Below are 15,824 nucleotides of genomic sequence, written 5' to 3' on the forward strand. Positions count from 1 at the left end.
TTTCTTCTTGTTAATATGCCTTTGGGGGCGGTGGATTCAGAAGGCTTTGAGGGAGAGAGGCCGTCTGAAAGGGTTAAAAATATGGGTTGAAATAATAGAGTGGTTGTTTTTCTAATTGTTATTTCAAATTTCTAGATGGTGAGGATAGGGTGGTAAAGTATCTATTTTTACCGTATCGATAAATCAGCAGTTTCAGACGGCCTTAATCTACCAAGCTGCCGCTCGGATTCAAAATCGCTTTAAATGTATTTCCGTCCAGCGACACCAGCAATACTGCATCTCCTTGTTTCAATACATCATCAGAGTCAGGCTCTGCCATCACATAATGCTGTTGGCCGTAAGCATCTTTCACGCGCACCTGCGCCGCATTGCCTACCCGAGCTTCGCCTAACACCACCGTGCCGACGCGTCCGATCAAACTTTCCTGAGAAACGGCCGTGGTTTCATCTTTCGGCATAATTTTGTACAAACCGCTAGCCGTCACTCGCACTAAGGGCAGGGAAAGAAACCAAACGATGACTGCTGCCAGCGTGCCATTCAGATAACTGCCGAATACAGTGGCAAAGGCCGTCTGAAACAGATAACCCGTCAATCCGTATACAGCAAGGAACACCACCATCAACATCAACACCGGGATACGTCCGATATACAGCCAGCTCAGGAAACGCACGAATATGCCTGCGTCTGCTACATCCAATCCGACCTCGGCGTGCGCGGTTTCGGTCAGACTGTCGGGCAACAGGTTGTCCAACCAGTCGCTGATGCCGCCTGCCAGCATGGAAATGACTTCCAACACACCGAGCAAAACCATCAGCGCAATGGCAATGCCGAAGATTTCAGTTTCGGGGGCGTTGATTAAATTCCACATATTGCATTTCCTTATTCTTTTTAATTTTCAGACGGCATATATTTTATTTTAAAGTTAAGCCGATTGGATATGGATATTTTTATTAATTGGTCGTAACTGACAGGATTTTCCCAATCCGGCATCTTTTTGTTATTGAAGCGTGTATGGTTTTCTTTTTTCAGACGACCTCGTGAAGATAGAGGCCGTCTGAAACCGCGATTTTCTCAATATGGCTTATGATTTTGCCTTCAACGCCGCCAATCTTTCGGCAATGCGGTTGTTGCGGCTTAAGTCTTCCAATTCTTTCAGCTTGGCCAACTGCGCCGCATCAGTGCTGCTATGTACCGAGTTTTGGCGACCCATCACGCGGTCGAAGGCGTTGCCGCTTTTTTCGGCATCACGGGCGATGCGGTTGAGGTCGCTGCCGCCTGCCGCTTTGCCTGCGCCAGCGTTCTGCTGTGCGGCGCGCCAGTCTTGCAACTGCTGCTGCATCTCGCGTTTTTTCGCCTGCAAGGCGGCGATAAAGCCCTCAAGTTCTTTTTCCTGCGCGGCGCAATCGGCGATGGTGTTTTCCAAAACAGGCAGACGCGCTTCGATGTCCATCTGCTCGGCGATACCTGCTTCGGCAAGGTCATCGCGACCGGCATCTACGGCGGCTTGCAGATTGGCATCGATGGCCTCGTGGCGGTTGCTTTCATCGGCCATTTTCTTGGCGGCAAGGTGTTTCTGCGCCAACACTTTGCCCAATTCAGCACGCACTTCATCTACTGCGCGCTCGATTTCGCGGATGCTTTCGTTCATGACCGCTTCAGGCGCAAGGTTTTCCGCCGCATCAATCAGGGCATGAAAACCGCCGCTTACCAGACGGCCTACTCGGCGGGATAGGGTTTCGCTCATTTGGATTTTCCTTTCTTTATGAAATCATGAGAAATTTTGTGTTTAGCCGGCATCCGATTACGCCAACCAGTCGTAACATTGCTCCCATGGCAATGTTTCGTTTTCGTCTTCTTTGCCTTCCAGCAGGGCTTGTTCTAAAGCTCGTCTGAATGTGGCGCGGGTATCCGGGTGGGTAAACCAAGCCGACAGTTGGGTGTCGAATTGCGTTCTATTCGGACAATGCTCGGGCAGATAGCAGACTTTGTACCAATCCGGCTTGTCGCTTCCATACGGAATTTCTAAGTACAAGTCGATAAATTCGCGTAAAGCTGCCGTTTTATCTGCCTGTTCCGTCCACACTGCCAGCAGTGCGTCGATAACATCCAATCCGGCAAATTGAAACATATTCAGCCAAACGACCAAGCAGCCTTCGTAGCGTGGCGCAGTCAGTTGCGAGTCAAACCAAGCGACGGCGAAACGTTTTAGCCAATCGATTTCTTCTTCTGTCCAGCATTCAGGTAAATCACAATGCAATTTATCGAGCAATGTTTCATCAAGAGATCGGACATCTTCTTTGTTGACCAAAGCCTGCAAAATACGCGGCAGAAAATGCTTCATGTCTAAAGCTGTCGCGGCTCCATCGTCTAAAGGCGCGCTGCCCAAATACGCTTGCAACATATCAGCAGGAATTTCGCGTAACGGATATTCCAACAACGTCTGTTGGAAATCCTCGGGAGAACAGCTATTGCAAGTGCAGATATTCAGCGGGAAGCGCACGCTGTAAGGTGCAAATAATTCGTATGCTTCTGCTATCCATTTTTCCATCTTGTCGCTTCTGTCTTCGATGTTGAGCATTGGTATTTAGGAATGGGGGAAGGGGCGTTGTTCAGACGGCCTTAAACTTCATTTGCCTGCTGCACAATCTTCGCCAGTTTCAAAGTGTTTTCAAGCTGTTGCAGAACGCTGTCGTCGTATGCCGCGCCTTTGCCGGTTACGGCGAGCTGCAAGATGCTGTCGGTGAGTCGGACGATGCGCCACATCAGTTCGCGCTCGTATTTTTTCAAATCGTCGAGGTCAGCTTCTTCGGGCAGGTCGGCGGCGAGTGTTGCGCCTAAGTCAGGCAGTTGTTCAAACAACCTCGCCACGATATGCGAATGCACTCCGGCCTGTTTTTCAGCGTGCAAGATTTCGTGTTTTGCCGCTTGGAAAAATTGCTCCTGCGCTGTCAGTGCGGAGCCGTAATCGCGTGTCTGCGTATGCGCCAAGCGCGCCAGCTTGAGCAATTCGCGGATTTTTTCAGACGGCGTATTCGCACCTTCAATTTTGAGTTCGGCAATAAAATCAGCATCTTCCTGAGTGATGCGCACACTAATTGGGATACGGTTCGTTGCATTCATATTCGTTTGATTTGGTTTGTATTCATTTGAATACAAATATACAAGATGGGATTCTGAGGCGCAATACCTGAAACCGTATATTTATGTAAACATCAGGCCGTCTGAAACTTGATTTTCGGTTTTCAGACGGCCTTTTCCTTTATAATCCGTACATTATTTTCATACACACAGCAGGTTCTCCATGTCCAACAAACCCACACTCCTTCTCGTTGACGGCTCTTCTTATCTTTACCGCGCCTATCATGCTATGGGGCAGAATTTGTCTGCGCCAGACGGTGCGCCGACTGGGGCGATGTATGGCGTGTTGAACATGCTGCGCCGGTTGAGGGCGGATTATGTACACGACTATTGCGCAGTGGTGTTTGATGCGAAGGGCAAGAATTTCCGCCACGAGATGTTCCCCGACTATAAGGCGACGCGCCCGCCGATGCCGGACGATTTGCGCCCGCAGGCGGAAGCCTTGCCGGATTTGGTGCGCCTGATGGGCTGGCCGGTATTGGTGATTCCGCAGGTAGAAGCGGACGACGTTATCGGAACTTTGGCTAAGATGGCTAGCGAAGCAGGGTGGAACGTGGTGGTATCCACCGGCGATAAGGACATGGCGCAGTTGGTAAACGAGCGCGTGACGCTGGTGAACACGATGAGCGGCGAAACGCTGGACATTGAAGGCGTGAAGGAAAAATTCGGCGTGCGCCCCGACCAGATTCGCGATTATCTCGCGTTGATGGGTGACAAAGTGGACAATGTGCCGGGCGTGGAGAAGTGCGGCCCGAAAACCGCGGTGAAGTGGCTGGAAGCCTACGGCTCGCTGGCCGGCGTGATGGAACACGCTGGCGAAGTCAAAGGCAAGGTCGGCGAAAACCTGCAAGCCGCTTTGGAACAACTGCCGCTGTCGTATGACTTAGTAACGATTAAAACCGATGTGGATTTGCACACCGAGCTTTCAGACGGCCTCGAAAGCCTGCGCCGCACTACGCCTAAATGGGCGCAGCTGGTTGTTGATTTCAAACGCTGGGGCTTCCGCACTTGGCTGAAAGAGGCGGAAAGCCGTATGCACGAAGCGCAAAACACAGATTTATTCGGCAGCGAGCATATCGGCGAACAAGCTGCATTGGCGATGGAAACGCAGCCTGAAAAACAACCCGAGCTTGCCCCAGCCCCTGAAAAACTGGATTATCAAGCCGTTACCACCGAAGCGCAATTTACCGCTTTATTGGACAAACTAGCGAAGGCGGACACAATCGGCATTGATACGGAAACCACCTCCCTAGACGCGATGAACGCCGCGCTGGTCGGCATCAGCATCGCGTTCCAGGCAGGTGAAGCGGTTTACATCCCCGTAGGGCATAGCCTGACTGCCGCACCCGAACAACTTGATTTGCAAGACGTATTAGGTCATCTGAAACCGCATTTGGAAAACCCAGCCCTGAAAAAAATCGGGCAAAACCTCAAATACGACCAACACGTTTTCGCCAACTACGGCATCGCCCTGAACGGCATTGCCGGTGATTCCATGCTCGCTTCCTACATCATCGAAAGCCATCTCGGACACGGCTTGGACGAGTTGTCCGAACGCTGGCTGGGCTTGGAAACCATTACCTACGAATCGCTGTGCGGCAAAGGCGCGAAGCAAATCAGTTTTGCCGATGTTGCCATCGGGCAGGCGACCGAATACGCCGCCCAAGACGCAGATTTCGCCCTGCGCCTCGAAGCGCACCTGCGCGCGCAGATGGACGCTAAACAGCTTGAAATGTATGAAAAAATGGAGCTGCCCGTCGCGCAGGTTTTATTTGAAATGGAACGCAACGGCGTGCAAATCGACCGCGCCGAACTCGCCCGCCAAAGCGCAGAACTCGGCGCCGAGCTGATGAAGCTCGAACAAGAAGCCTACGCCGCCGCAGGCCAGCCGTTCAACCTCAACTCGCCCAAACAGCTGCAAGAAATCCTGTTCGACAAAATGGGCATCCCCACTAAAGGCCTGAAAAAAACCGCCAAAGGCGGTATTTCCACCAACGAAGCCGTGCTCGAACAGCTCGCGCCCGACTACCCTCTGCCCAAAATCATCCTGCAAAACCGCAGTTTGGCGAAACTCAAATCTACCTACACCGACAAACTGCCCGAAATGATTTCCCCCAAAGACGGCCGCGTGCATACCACTTACGCCCAAGCCGTCGCCATTACCGGCCGCCTCGCCAGCAACAACCCCAACCTGCAAAACATCCCCATCCGCACCGCCGAAGGCCGCCGCGTACGCCGCGCCTTCACCGCACCGCAAGGCAGCGTCATCGTTTCCGCCGACTACTCCCAAATCGAGCTGCGCATCATGGCGCACCTCTCCGGCGACAAAACCCTCATCACCGCGTTCCAAAACGGCGAAGACGTACACCGCCGCACCGCCGCCGAAGTATTCGGCACCGCCCCCGAAAACGTCTCGTCCGAACAACGCCGCTACGCCAAAACCATCAACTTCGGCCTGATTTACGGCATGAGCCAATACGGCCTCGCCAAATCGCTGGGCATAGACAACCTGTCCGCCAAAACCTTCATCGACCGCTACTTCGCCCGCTACCCCGGCGTCGCCGAATACATGCAGCGCACCAAAGAACAAGCCGCCGTGCAAGGCTACGTCGAAACCCTGTTCGGCCGCCGCCTCTACCTGCTCGACATCCGCAACAAAAACGCCAACGCCCGCGCCGGAGCCGAGCGCGCCGCCATCAACGCCCCCATGCAGGGCACCGCATCCGACCTCATCAAACGCGCCATGATAGACGTGTCCCGCTGGCATTCAGACGACCTCTTGCAAAGCAAACTGATTATGCAGGTGCATGACGAGCTGGTGCTGGAAGTACCCGAAGCCGAACTGGATTTGGTCAAAGAAAAACTGCCGCAGATTATGGCGAAAGTGGATGAAGGGATGTTGAACGTGCCGCTGGTGGCTGAAGTTGGTGTAGGTATGAATTGGGAAGAGGCGCATTGATAAATTATGAATTTATTATTTTGAATAAGAAAGAATTTTTATATGAATGTCTTATTGTATGTGGTTATCTATCCTATTTTAGCAATTGCATTATTTTTTATATCAAATTGGTTGGGTAAACATTCTTATTCTCTTGGCTATCATAAAATTGATTTCATCGTAGATAGAGAGGACTCTGCTGCTTTTAATTTTTCTCTAAAGATACTGACTCCTGCAATTTTCATTATTTTAATATCTGCAATTCTTTATAGTTTTCAATTGGATAGATTTACAGAAAATATTTATCTAATTACTATTTACTCTGTTTTATTAAGATTGTCTATTAATTTGTTTATGGGTAGACTGCATATTCTAGATTGGAAGCTACAGATATTTTACGCAATTACTATTAGTAGTGTTAGTTATTTTATATATATCAAGTTAATCTTGCCTAAAAAGCCATTAATCCCAGATTTTAATACTATTTCTAATGAGTTATGGATAATAATTGGTTTATTTATATTCAATATTGTAAATAAAATTGAATTACCTGAAGCTAAGAAAAAAGAAAGAATCTCTAATTATATAGCTATTAAATATAAGAATTTTAGCTCCTTATATGAGGAAGCAATTCAATATCATCTCCAATATGAATTAGAAAATATTTATAAAAATGAATATATTGAAAAAAAATGGGACATAAATAGTGAGGACTTTAAAATTATTAATCTGTGTTATCTTAAATTAATTATTTATTCTATAATGATTTTTGAAGATTTTAATAGACCTAAAAATGCTAGAATAATTGAAAATCTTTTAGCCAAACATAGCTCAAAGGAAATAACTTTAGGTATTATGCAAATAAAAACTGATCAATTAATCACTGATGAACAAAGTATATTTTTAGGTATTAATAAAATAATGAACTCATTTTCTGTGTATTTAGTTAACTATGGTGAATCAGGTTATAACTATTCTAGAGACTGCATAGATTTAATATTGAAAGACTATAATTTAGGAGAGGAGTATTCTGGCTCTGTAACAAGTATATTTGATACTTTGTCCAAGAAGATTTACCAACAAGACCTCATTGATATGTGGTTTAATAAACTTAAGACTTCAATTCAGAAAGATGAAGCTAATTAATAAATATTAAGCCAGCCGTAGTCAGATACTTGTATCTGACAAAAACCTGCCATCTCAAATAGCCGTCGGATTCGAGAATCCGACCTACTGAAACTGGGCATCGGGTGTAGGGTGTGTGCGGTACGCACGCACGCGGTTGTTGAATCCCAAAAACACCAGAGACCGTCTGAAAACCTATCTTATGGTTTTCAGACGACCTTTATTCTTCCTGCCGACAGGCATACAATCAAAAGTGCAGTACCTTTCATTGATTCAATACAAGGAGACAGTTATGCGTGGCATAAAATCAGTTGCATTGTTGTGTACTTTGGCATTGGGTGCGCCGGCGTTTTCGGCGGGTTTGACCAAAACGCTGCCGGGCGATTTGACGACGGCTCAGGCGCAGGCGGTGGTGCAGGCTTCGATGAAAAAGGCGCGTGAAATCAAAGTGCCTATGAATATCGCGGTCATGGACGCGGGCGGTAATTTAAAGGCGTTTACGCGTATGGACGACGCGTTTATCGGCAGCATCGATATTGCGCAGAAAAAGGCGAAAACGGCACGCTATTTCAATATGTCCACCCGCGATCTGGGCAAGGCTTCGCAGCCGGGCGGCGAGCTTTACGGTATTGAAGTGACCAACGACGGTTTGGTGATTTTTCCCGGCGGTGTGCTGTTGGTGGATAAAAACGGTGTTATCGTCGGCAGTGTCGGTGTGAGCGGCGGCTCGGTCGATGAAGACGAAAGCGTCGCGAAAGCAGGTGCGGCAGTATTGTCGGGAAGTTAAGCCGTAGTTTGAAACAAGCCCCAATGCGTTTCTTTTCATGATTTGCGTTGGGTTGTTGAAATAGGTAGAGGCCGTCTGAAAATGTGGGTTTAACCCCACACTATTTTCAGACGGCCTTTTTCTATTCCGATTTTCTACATTCTATTCGCCGTATGCTTTTATTCTCGGCCTTTTGTCTCTTTTTTTCATGAATAATGTTGCCGGTGTTACAATCGGCATATTCTTATTGTTATCAAACAGGTGTTTCATGCAGTTTTTTGGCCTGCTTATTCCTATTATGATCGGCTATTTTCTTGATGAGATGGCCACGGGCGTGATTATTGGGTCGTTGTTTTGGCTGGTTGCTTGGTCGATTGCCAAACAGCGTCAAGAAGAGCGTTTGGCTGAATCTGCTACGGCAGGCGACAAGATGCAAAAGCTGGAGCATGAAATCGAGCTGCTGAAACGGCGTTTGTCGGTGTTGGAGCATGAGGCTGTCCGTGATGAGGCGAAGGTAGGGCAGGGGCTTGAGGTTCGGGCTGTTGCCGATGTTCAGACGGCCTCTGAGCCGCTTCATGTTCGGATTGAGCCTGAGGCGGAAGCTGCGCCTGTTAAGCAGAAAATTGAGGAAGCGTTTGCCCCTTCTTTTTCTATACCTATTGATCCTGTTTCTGCCAAGGCTGCTGCTTCGTCTGAGCCTGTTGTGGAAGAAGTTGTCGAGGCGGTTGCTCCGGTTGCTGCTGAACAAGCAAGGTTGCCTAAAGAAGAGGTTGTTGTTGCTTCGATGCCGTCTGAAAACGAAGAAGCGCCATCGCGTCAATTCGTTATCCATAAAGATAAGGTGGAAGGCGGAGAGTACAAGTTTTCCGACAATCCGATTGTTGCTTGGTTCTTGCGCGGCAATCCGCTGTTGAAAACCGGTATTGTGGTGCTGTTCCTCGGCTTGGCGTTTTTGCTGCGCTATGCCTCGGAGCGGGTTCATGTGCCGGTGGAGCTGCGCTATCTGACTGTGGCAGGCGCGGGTTTGGCGGCGGTGGTCGGCGGCTGGAAGCTGCAAAGCCGTAAGCGTGAATATGGCTTGGTGTTGCAGGGTTTCGGTGTGGCGGGGATGTATTTGACGGCGTTGGCGGCGTTGAAACTGCATCCGCTGCTGCCTGTGTCGGTCGTGTTCGGGCTGATGGTGGCGATGGTCGTGCTGATGGCGTGGCTGGCGGTAAGGCAGAATGCGCAGATTATGGCGCAGGTTGCTTTAATCGGCGGTATGGCCGCGCCTTTGCTGACTTCAGACGGCAGCGGCAATTATTTGGTGCTGTTTTCTTATCTTGCCCTGCTCAATGCCGGTGTGGCCGCGATTGCGTGGTTTAAGGCATGGCGTCCGCTAAACCTGACGGGTTTTGTCGCTACTTTTGCCATTGCCGCGCTGTGGGGCATGCGAAGTTATACGCCGCAACATTTCGCCACTACCGAACCTTTCTTGATTTACCACTGGCTGCTCTATACCTTTATCGCGTATCTGTTCGCACGCCGTAAGCTGACGGAAAACAGCGAAGACGGCGTTACGCCGATTGCCGACAATGCGACTTTGGAAGAAATCGGCAAGAGTATTTATACACACGGCCTGCGCGTGCATGTCCTCGACCATACTTTATTGTTTGGCACGATGGCGGCGGCGTTCGGCCTGCAATACCGCATGGTGGAGCATTGGCCGTCTGCGGATGCGCTTTCCGCATTGGGTTTTGCCGCTGTTTACGCACTGGCCGCGCTGCTGCTGAAACGTCAGCAGGGGCTGTATATTTTGCGTCAGGCGTTTTTTGCGTTGGCGGTGTTGTTCCTCACAATTGCCGTTCCGCTTTATTTTGAACCAAGCAATACGGTTATCTTGTGGAGTGCCGAATCCGCAATGGTTTATTTCTTCGGTCTGCGCCAACAGCGTCCGCATATCCGTTTGGGTGCGCTGATGGTTTATCTCTTGGCGGCACTGATTCAGTTGGGCAATTATCAGAACTTCGGCACCGATACCGTTCTGGAAGGGCAGTGGTTTACAACGGTTGTGGTGTTGCTTGGCGGAGCGGCGATTTATTTGCTGTGGTATTTCTCGCGTCGCGAAGGTTCGGCGCAATGGGAAAAATCCGTTCAGACGGCCGTGTTGTCTGCCGCCTTGCTGTACATCTCTATTTTGCCTTTGCTCTTCTTGGCCGACCAAGGCAGCATTGTCGCTCTCTCCGCTTTGGCAGCGGCGTGGGCATTCTGCCGACGCAAACATGAGCCGAATGTATTTATCACATTTGCCTTGGGCAATGTATTGTTCGCCCTGTTGCTGCAAGCCGGCATCATTTATGAATCCCAAGGCTTCCTGAGCCATCTGTACCTTATTGCCGCTACGCCTTTGCTGTTTGCGGCTGCCTACGCGCTGCAATATCCGCGCGTGCCGGTTGCAAGCGAAAAGCCGAAAGGAAACGAGGTTTACTTTGCGCAGGTTTCAGGCTGGATCATCCTGCTTACAGCGTTGGCGACAGGCAGCTACGCCCTCTATATGCAATGGACAGGCGAGGAAACCCTGTTTATCGAGTTGTGGATGTGGCCGATATTTGCCGGCCTGCTGCTGTTTGCCAAACGTTTGAAATGGGAAGAATTGCTGCAGGCAAACTTGGCATTCCTGCCCGTGTTTGCCCTGCATTTTGTCTTTTACCATACCGAACACGCATGGACAGCCGCCGCAGCCCTGCCGCTTGTGGCCGCCACCGTGTTGAACTTCATCATTCTGAACAATTATCCGCGCCCTGATCTGATTTGGTTGCACAAACTCAATATCACGATACTCGGCATACTTTGGACGCTTTGGACCGCGCTGTATGTCGGCGGCCTCCTCTCCGGCGTTTGGACTCAGCTTTCATGGCTGATCGTGCCTTTGGCAATGTGGATTGTTTTCCATACGCAGCGCCAACACGCATTTTTCAGACGGCATCAAACCATTTATCAGCATTTCGCCTTGCCGTTGTGCGCCCTTGCCGCCGCTTGTTGGATGCTGTGGACCAACTTCTCCACGCCGTTCCAACCTTCGCCGTTGCCGTATATTCCCGTGCTTAACCCATTGGAACTCGCCAGCGCCGGCATGCTTTGGTTTGCCCTGAAATCCCTGCCCGACGCCTTGCCGCCCGACCTTCGCCGTACCACGGCAACCGCAGTTTCCGCCTTGGCATTTATGCTGATCAGCGCGGGCGTGATGCGCGCATGGCATTTCTACGACGGCATCACTTGGCGTCTCGACATCATGCTCCAATCCTTCGGCCTGCAAGCCAGCCTCTCCGTCGTTTGGGCAGTAACCGCCATTATCTTGATGGTACTCGGCAACCGCCGCAAACAGCGCTCCTACTGGATGACAGGCGCGACGCTGATGGGCATCGTGGTCGTCAAACTCTTCCTGATCGAGCTTTCCAACAGCGGCGGTATCGAGCGCATTGCCTCCTTCATTATCGTCGGCCTGCTGCTGCTTCTGGTCGGCTGGTTTGCCCCCGTCCCGCCCAAAGCAGAGAATGATGGAGAACCTAAAGCCTAATCACTAATCCCCAAAGGAAAAGGCCGTCTGAAAAAGCAGCGTTATCTGTTTTCAGACGGCCTTTATTTTTTTAGAAGGTACCATCTGCTTTGTTCTAGAATGTCTAATCGTATTGAGTTATGATGCTTTTTAATATGTAAATGGATAAGCCGTGGCCGTCTGAAAAAAGAAAACGAGTGCCCCCTGAATACCTGCATACCACGCATGATGCGCCCGACAGACTGGCCATGGATGGACACATAAAGATAAAAACCGCTACCGGAGGAAATAGAAAATGCCTAACCGCAATGAGCTTCCCTTAATTTATTCTTGTTCCGGATGTTCCGATGTGGCGCAGCTGGCCAACAACACAGCCGTGGCGCTCGACCATGCCGGAGAATTTGAAATGTCGTGCATTTCCGGCGTAGGCGGCAAAGTCGCGCCATTGGTGCGCAAAGCGCAGTCCGGACGGCCGATGTTGGTTATTGACGGCTGTCATCTGCATTGTGCCAAATCGTGTTTGGAAAATGTGGGCGTCGAAATCCCGGAAGGGCATCATGTAAAACTATACGAACTGGGCTACAAAAAACGCTTTGGCAAAAGCTATGATGAGGCTACAGTAGAAGAAGTTTATCAATATGTTTTGACGAAGAAGGGCGATGTATTGAGCAGTTAACGATCTTTATTTGCCTGATTGTTCCCAAAATATCGGTTGAGAATCTAAACCATGGGACTGCAAGTTTTACCTAATACATGATTTGGAACGTGAGACAATAAAGATTTTAGGCCGTCTGAAAACCCATTTAATTTTCAGACGGCCTTTATTTTTTAAAAGTTGTATAGAGTATATGATCTGCAATCTGCCTTATCCTAGCATGTTTCAAACGATTTTCTTAAAGAAGAAATTTCTTGATCAAATTAACTAAATCATAGTATATTTTTACATAAATTAATATTGTTGACAAACTCAACAATATTAATCAACATATTAAAAATTTCTTTAGTCATTATTATATGTATTTAAGATTGCGAGGAGGGCGTGGAGTCTGAAGTACGTTACCTGATACATTGAGTTTAGGGTGTTCGGGATAACTATTTCTCAGATGTTTCGTGTAAACACCACCTGCATACAAAAATTTAAATTTAATCAAGAGGAAACAATCCATGGAACAATTATTTATTCCCGGCAGCATTATTGCCGATTATTTTTATCTCGGCCTTTTCTTGCTGGTTGCCGCGTCTTTGATTGCGGGCTATGTCGATGCTATTGCGGGCGGAGCAGGGCTGATTTTGATTCCCACATTTTTGATGGTAGGTTTACCGCCTCAGGTCGCGTTGGCACAGGAAAAATTGGTGAGTACCATCGGTACGGTGGCTGCGATTAAAAATTTTATGAAGAGCAGTTCGATTGTATGGCATATTGTGCCGGTTGGCATTGTTGCGGCTTTAATTGGGGCATTTGTCGGTGCAAAAGTCATTTTGATTCTTCCGGTGGAAACCATCAATTACATTATTCTTGCGTTTTTGCCCATAGGCTTGCTGGCAACTTTGTTTAAAGGTGTTTTGCTGAAAAAAGAAGACGAGCGTGGCGAGATAAAAAAATCCGTTATCGCCGTATTTTTAACTTGTCTGATTGTTGGTTTTTATGACGGTTTTTTTGGCCCGGGTACAGGTAGTATTTTCATCATTGCTTTGTTTGTCATTAACAAATTGTCGTTGTTGCAGGCTTCGGCTACTTCCAAGATTTTCAATTTTGCTTCTAACATCGGGGCATTTGTTGCCTTCTTGATAGCAGGGAAAATGGCGTTCCTAATCGGAATCCCGATGATTTTGGCAAATTTGTTGGGCAACCATTTTGGCAGCCTCCATGCAATCAATTCAAACGGAGAAGTTATTCGTAAGGTTTTGGTCGTAACGGTTTTGCTGATTATCGTTTCAATGGCATATAAGGCTTTTTCGGCTTAATAGGTAGATGTTAAAAGGCCGTCTGAAAAATTTTCAGACGGCCTTTATCATTCCAAGCTAATTTCTACATCTCTTCCAATTTCGCAAACTTGGTATCCAGCTCTTTCACGCCCTGTTTGCCGAAGTTGATGGTCAGTCGGGCGGATTCGCCTTTGTCCACGGCATCGATGATGACGCCGGTGCCGAATTTGGCGTGGCGGACGTTTTGGCCGATGCGGAAGCCTGCGTAGGTTTGCGGCTGTTTGAAGTCTTCGATGATTTTGTCTTTGAACGTGGCGGTTTGGCGCGTGTTGCCGTAGCTGTCGTAGGCAGGTTTTTTGACGGACAGGTAGTGCAATACTTCGGGTGGGATTTCTTCGACGAAGCGGGAGACGATGCCGAATTGGGTTTGTCCGTGCAGCATGCGTTGTTGCGCCATGGTGATGTAGAGGCGTTTACGGGCGCGGGTGATGGCGACGTACATGAGGCGGCGTTCTTCTTCGAGGCCGCCGCGTTCGGCGAGGCTCATTTCGCTGGGGAAGCGGCCTTCTTCCATGCCGGTGAGGAAGACGGCGTTAAATTCCAAGCCTTTGGAGGCGTGGACGGTCATGAGTTGGACGGCTTTTTCGCCTGCGCCTGCTTGGTTTTCGCCAGACTCGAGGGCGGCGTTGCTTAGGAAGGCGAGGATAGGGAAAGCGGGGTCGTCTGAAATGTTTTCAGGCAGGGTTTCAAAGTTGCTGTCTTCGGGTTTGAACTCGATGGCGGCGTTGACGAGTTCGTCGAGGTTGTCGAGGCGGTCTTGGTTGTCGCCTTTTTGGGTTTGGTAGTGTTCGGTCAGGCCGCTGTCTTTGAGGATGCCGACGATGATTTCGGACAGGGGCATTTGTCCGACTTGGTTGCGCAGGGCTTCAATCAGGCGGACGAAGGCGGCGATTTTGGTGGCTTTTACGCCGGCGTTGCAGGCTGCCTGCCAAAGGGTGATGCCTTGTTCGTTTGAGGCCGTCTGAAGGTTTTCGACGGTGCGTGCGCCGATGCCGCGCGGTGGGAAGTTAATCACGCGCAAGAGGGCGTTGTCGTCGTCGGGGTTGACGGCGAGGCGCAGGTAGGCGAGGGCGTGTTTGATTTCTTGGCGTTCGTAAAAGCGCAGGCCGCCGTAGATTTTGTAGGGGATGCCGCTGCGGAACAGGCTTTGTTCGATGACGCGCGATTGGGCGTTGCTGCGGTAGAGGACGGCGATTTCGTCCAAATCCCAGCCTTCGCGTTCGAGGGCTTTGGTTTCGTCCACGATGAATTGGGCTTCTTCGAGGTCGGTAAAGGCGGAGTAGTAGCGGATTTTGTCGCCTGCTTCGGCGTCGGTGCGCAGGTTTTTACCGAGGCGTTCGTCGTTGTTTTCGATGACGGCGTTGGCGGCGGTGAGGATGTTGCCGACGGAGCGGTAGTTTTGTTCGAGTTTGACGGGCGCGTCGATGTGGAATTCTTCCATCAACGCGGTCATGTTGCCGACGTTTGCGCCGCGGAATCGGTAAATGCTTTGGTCGTCGTCGCCGACGGCAAATACCGCCGCGTTGCCGCCCGCCATGAGTTTGAGCCAGGCGTATTGCAGTTTGTTGGTGTCTTGGAACTCGTCGACCAAAATGTGATTGAAGCGGTTTTGGTAGTGCTGGCGCAGGATTTCATTGCTTTGCAGCATTTCGTAGCTGCGGAGCATGAGTTCGGCAAAATCGACCACGCCTTCGCGTTGGCAGATTTTGTCGTATTCGGCGTAGCATTCGATCATGCGGCTTGTGTGCGGATCGGGTGCGCTCAACACGGAAGCGCGCAAACCGGATTCTTTTTGCGCGTTGATAAAGCCTTGCAGCGAACGCGGCGCGATGATTTCTTCGGCGATGTTGAGGCTTTTGAGCAGTCGTTTGATAAGGGAAAGCTGGTCGCCGCTGTCGAGGATTTGAAAGGAAGACGGCAGGCCGGCGTCGCGGTGGTGCAGCCGTAGAAAGCGGTGGCAGAGACCGTGGAACGTGCCGAGCCACATGGCGCGGACGTTGATGGGAATCATCGCGCCGAGACGGGTTTGCATCTCTTTGGCGGCTTTGTTGGTAAACGTTACCGCCATAATGCTGTGTACGCTGGCTTGTCCGGTTTGCAAAAGCCAAGCGATACGCGTGGTCAGCACGCGCGTTTTGCCGCTGCCCGCGCCTGCCAAAACGAGTGCGGATTGCGGCGGCCAGGTTACGGCGGAGAGTTGTTCGGGGTTCAAGCCTTGCAGGAGATTGGGGGCGGATTCGTTGGGAAACATGAAGAGGCCGTCTGAAAATAAATGGGAATGCGATATTTTAAAGGAAATACAAAAGGCCGTCTGAAACATCTTTTCAGACGGCCTT

The 15,824-nt window shown here is 49.9% G+C and carries 11 protein-coding genes; 6 read left to right on the top strand and 5 right to left on the bottom strand.

Going from position 1 to position 15,824, the window contains the following annotated elements; genetic code table 11:
- Positions 1-202: 202 nt before the first annotated feature.
- From HMPREF3022_RS10130 to HMPREF3022_RS10145, 4 genes are all read right to left on the bottom strand, one after another.
- Positions 203-868, bottom strand: a complete 666-nt coding sequence (locus HMPREF3022_RS10130) for a YqiJ family protein (RefSeq protein WP_070765571.1) — start codon at positions 866-868, stop codon at positions 203-205.
- A 213-nt stretch (positions 869-1,081) separates the two neighbouring features.
- Positions 1,082-1,744, bottom strand: coding sequence for a PspA/IM30 family protein (locus HMPREF3022_RS10135; RefSeq protein ID WP_070765572.1), 663 nt, complete (start codon positions 1,742-1,744; stop codon positions 1,082-1,084).
- 57 nt (positions 1,745-1,801) lie between these two features.
- Positions 1,802-2,578, bottom strand: coding sequence for a hypothetical protein (locus HMPREF3022_RS10140; protein ID WP_283119073.1), 777 nt, complete (start codon positions 2,576-2,578; stop codon positions 1,802-1,804).
- Positions 2,579-2,619: 41 nt separating this feature from the next.
- Positions 2,620-3,120 (bottom strand): hypothetical protein, encoded by a 501-nt coding sequence (locus HMPREF3022_RS10145; protein WP_049331682.1) that lies wholly within the window; start codon positions 3,118-3,120, stop codon positions 2,620-2,622.
- A gap of 181 nt (positions 3,121-3,301) precedes the next feature.
- On the opposite strand from HMPREF3022_RS10145, the gene polA reads away from it, so the two are divergent.
- The 6 genes from polA (at position 3,302) to HMPREF3022_RS10175 (ending at position 13,467) form a co-directional block, all read left to right on the top strand.
- Positions 3,302-6,097 carry a DNA polymerase I gene (gene polA / locus HMPREF3022_RS10150; protein WP_070765574.1) on the top strand — a complete coding sequence of 932 codons (2,796 nt, stop codon included), beginning with the start codon at positions 3,302-3,304 and terminating at the stop codon, positions 6,095-6,097.
- Between the two features lie 42 nt (positions 6,098-6,139).
- Complete coding sequence (locus HMPREF3022_RS10155) at positions 6,140-7,222, top strand: hypothetical protein (RefSeq protein ID WP_070765575.1); 1,083 nt, start codon at positions 6,140-6,142, stop codon at positions 7,220-7,222.
- Positions 7,223-7,493: 271 nt separating this feature from the next.
- A complete protein-coding gene (locus HMPREF3022_RS10160) occupies positions 7,494-7,988 on the top strand; it encodes a GlcG/HbpS family heme-binding protein (protein WP_049331674.1) in 495 nt (164 codons plus the stop codon).
- Positions 7,989-8,235: 247 nt separating this feature from the next.
- Positions 8,236-11,523: a DUF2339 domain-containing protein gene (locus HMPREF3022_RS10165; protein ID WP_141756527.1), complete on the top strand. Its 3,288-nt coding sequence runs from the start codon at positions 8,236-8,238 to the stop codon at positions 11,521-11,523.
- Between the two features lie 274 nt (positions 11,524-11,797).
- Complete coding sequence (locus HMPREF3022_RS10170; protein WP_003748129.1) at positions 11,798-12,178, top strand: putative zinc-binding protein; 381 nt, start codon at positions 11,798-11,800, stop codon at positions 12,176-12,178.
- Between the two features lie 488 nt (positions 12,179-12,666).
- Positions 12,667-13,467: a sulfite exporter TauE/SafE family protein gene (locus HMPREF3022_RS10175; RefSeq protein ID WP_070765577.1), complete on the top strand. Its 801-nt coding sequence runs from the start codon at positions 12,667-12,669 to the stop codon at positions 13,465-13,467.
- Between the two features lie 64 nt (positions 13,468-13,531).
- Here the strand turns inward: HMPREF3022_RS10175 and uvrD are convergent, their stop codons facing one another.
- The gene (gene uvrD, locus HMPREF3022_RS10180; protein ID WP_070765578.1) at positions 13,532-15,739 is read right to left on the bottom strand and encodes a DNA helicase II; all 2,208 of its coding nucleotides are present in this window, start codon (positions 15,737-15,739) and stop codon (positions 13,532-13,534) included.
- Between the last annotated feature and the right edge of the window lie 85 nt (positions 15,740-15,824).

Source organism: Neisseria sp. HMSC065C04, from assembly GCF_001815375.1.
Taxonomy (GTDB): Bacteria; Pseudomonadota; Gammaproteobacteria; order Burkholderiales; family Neisseriaceae; genus Neisseria; species Neisseria flavescens_D.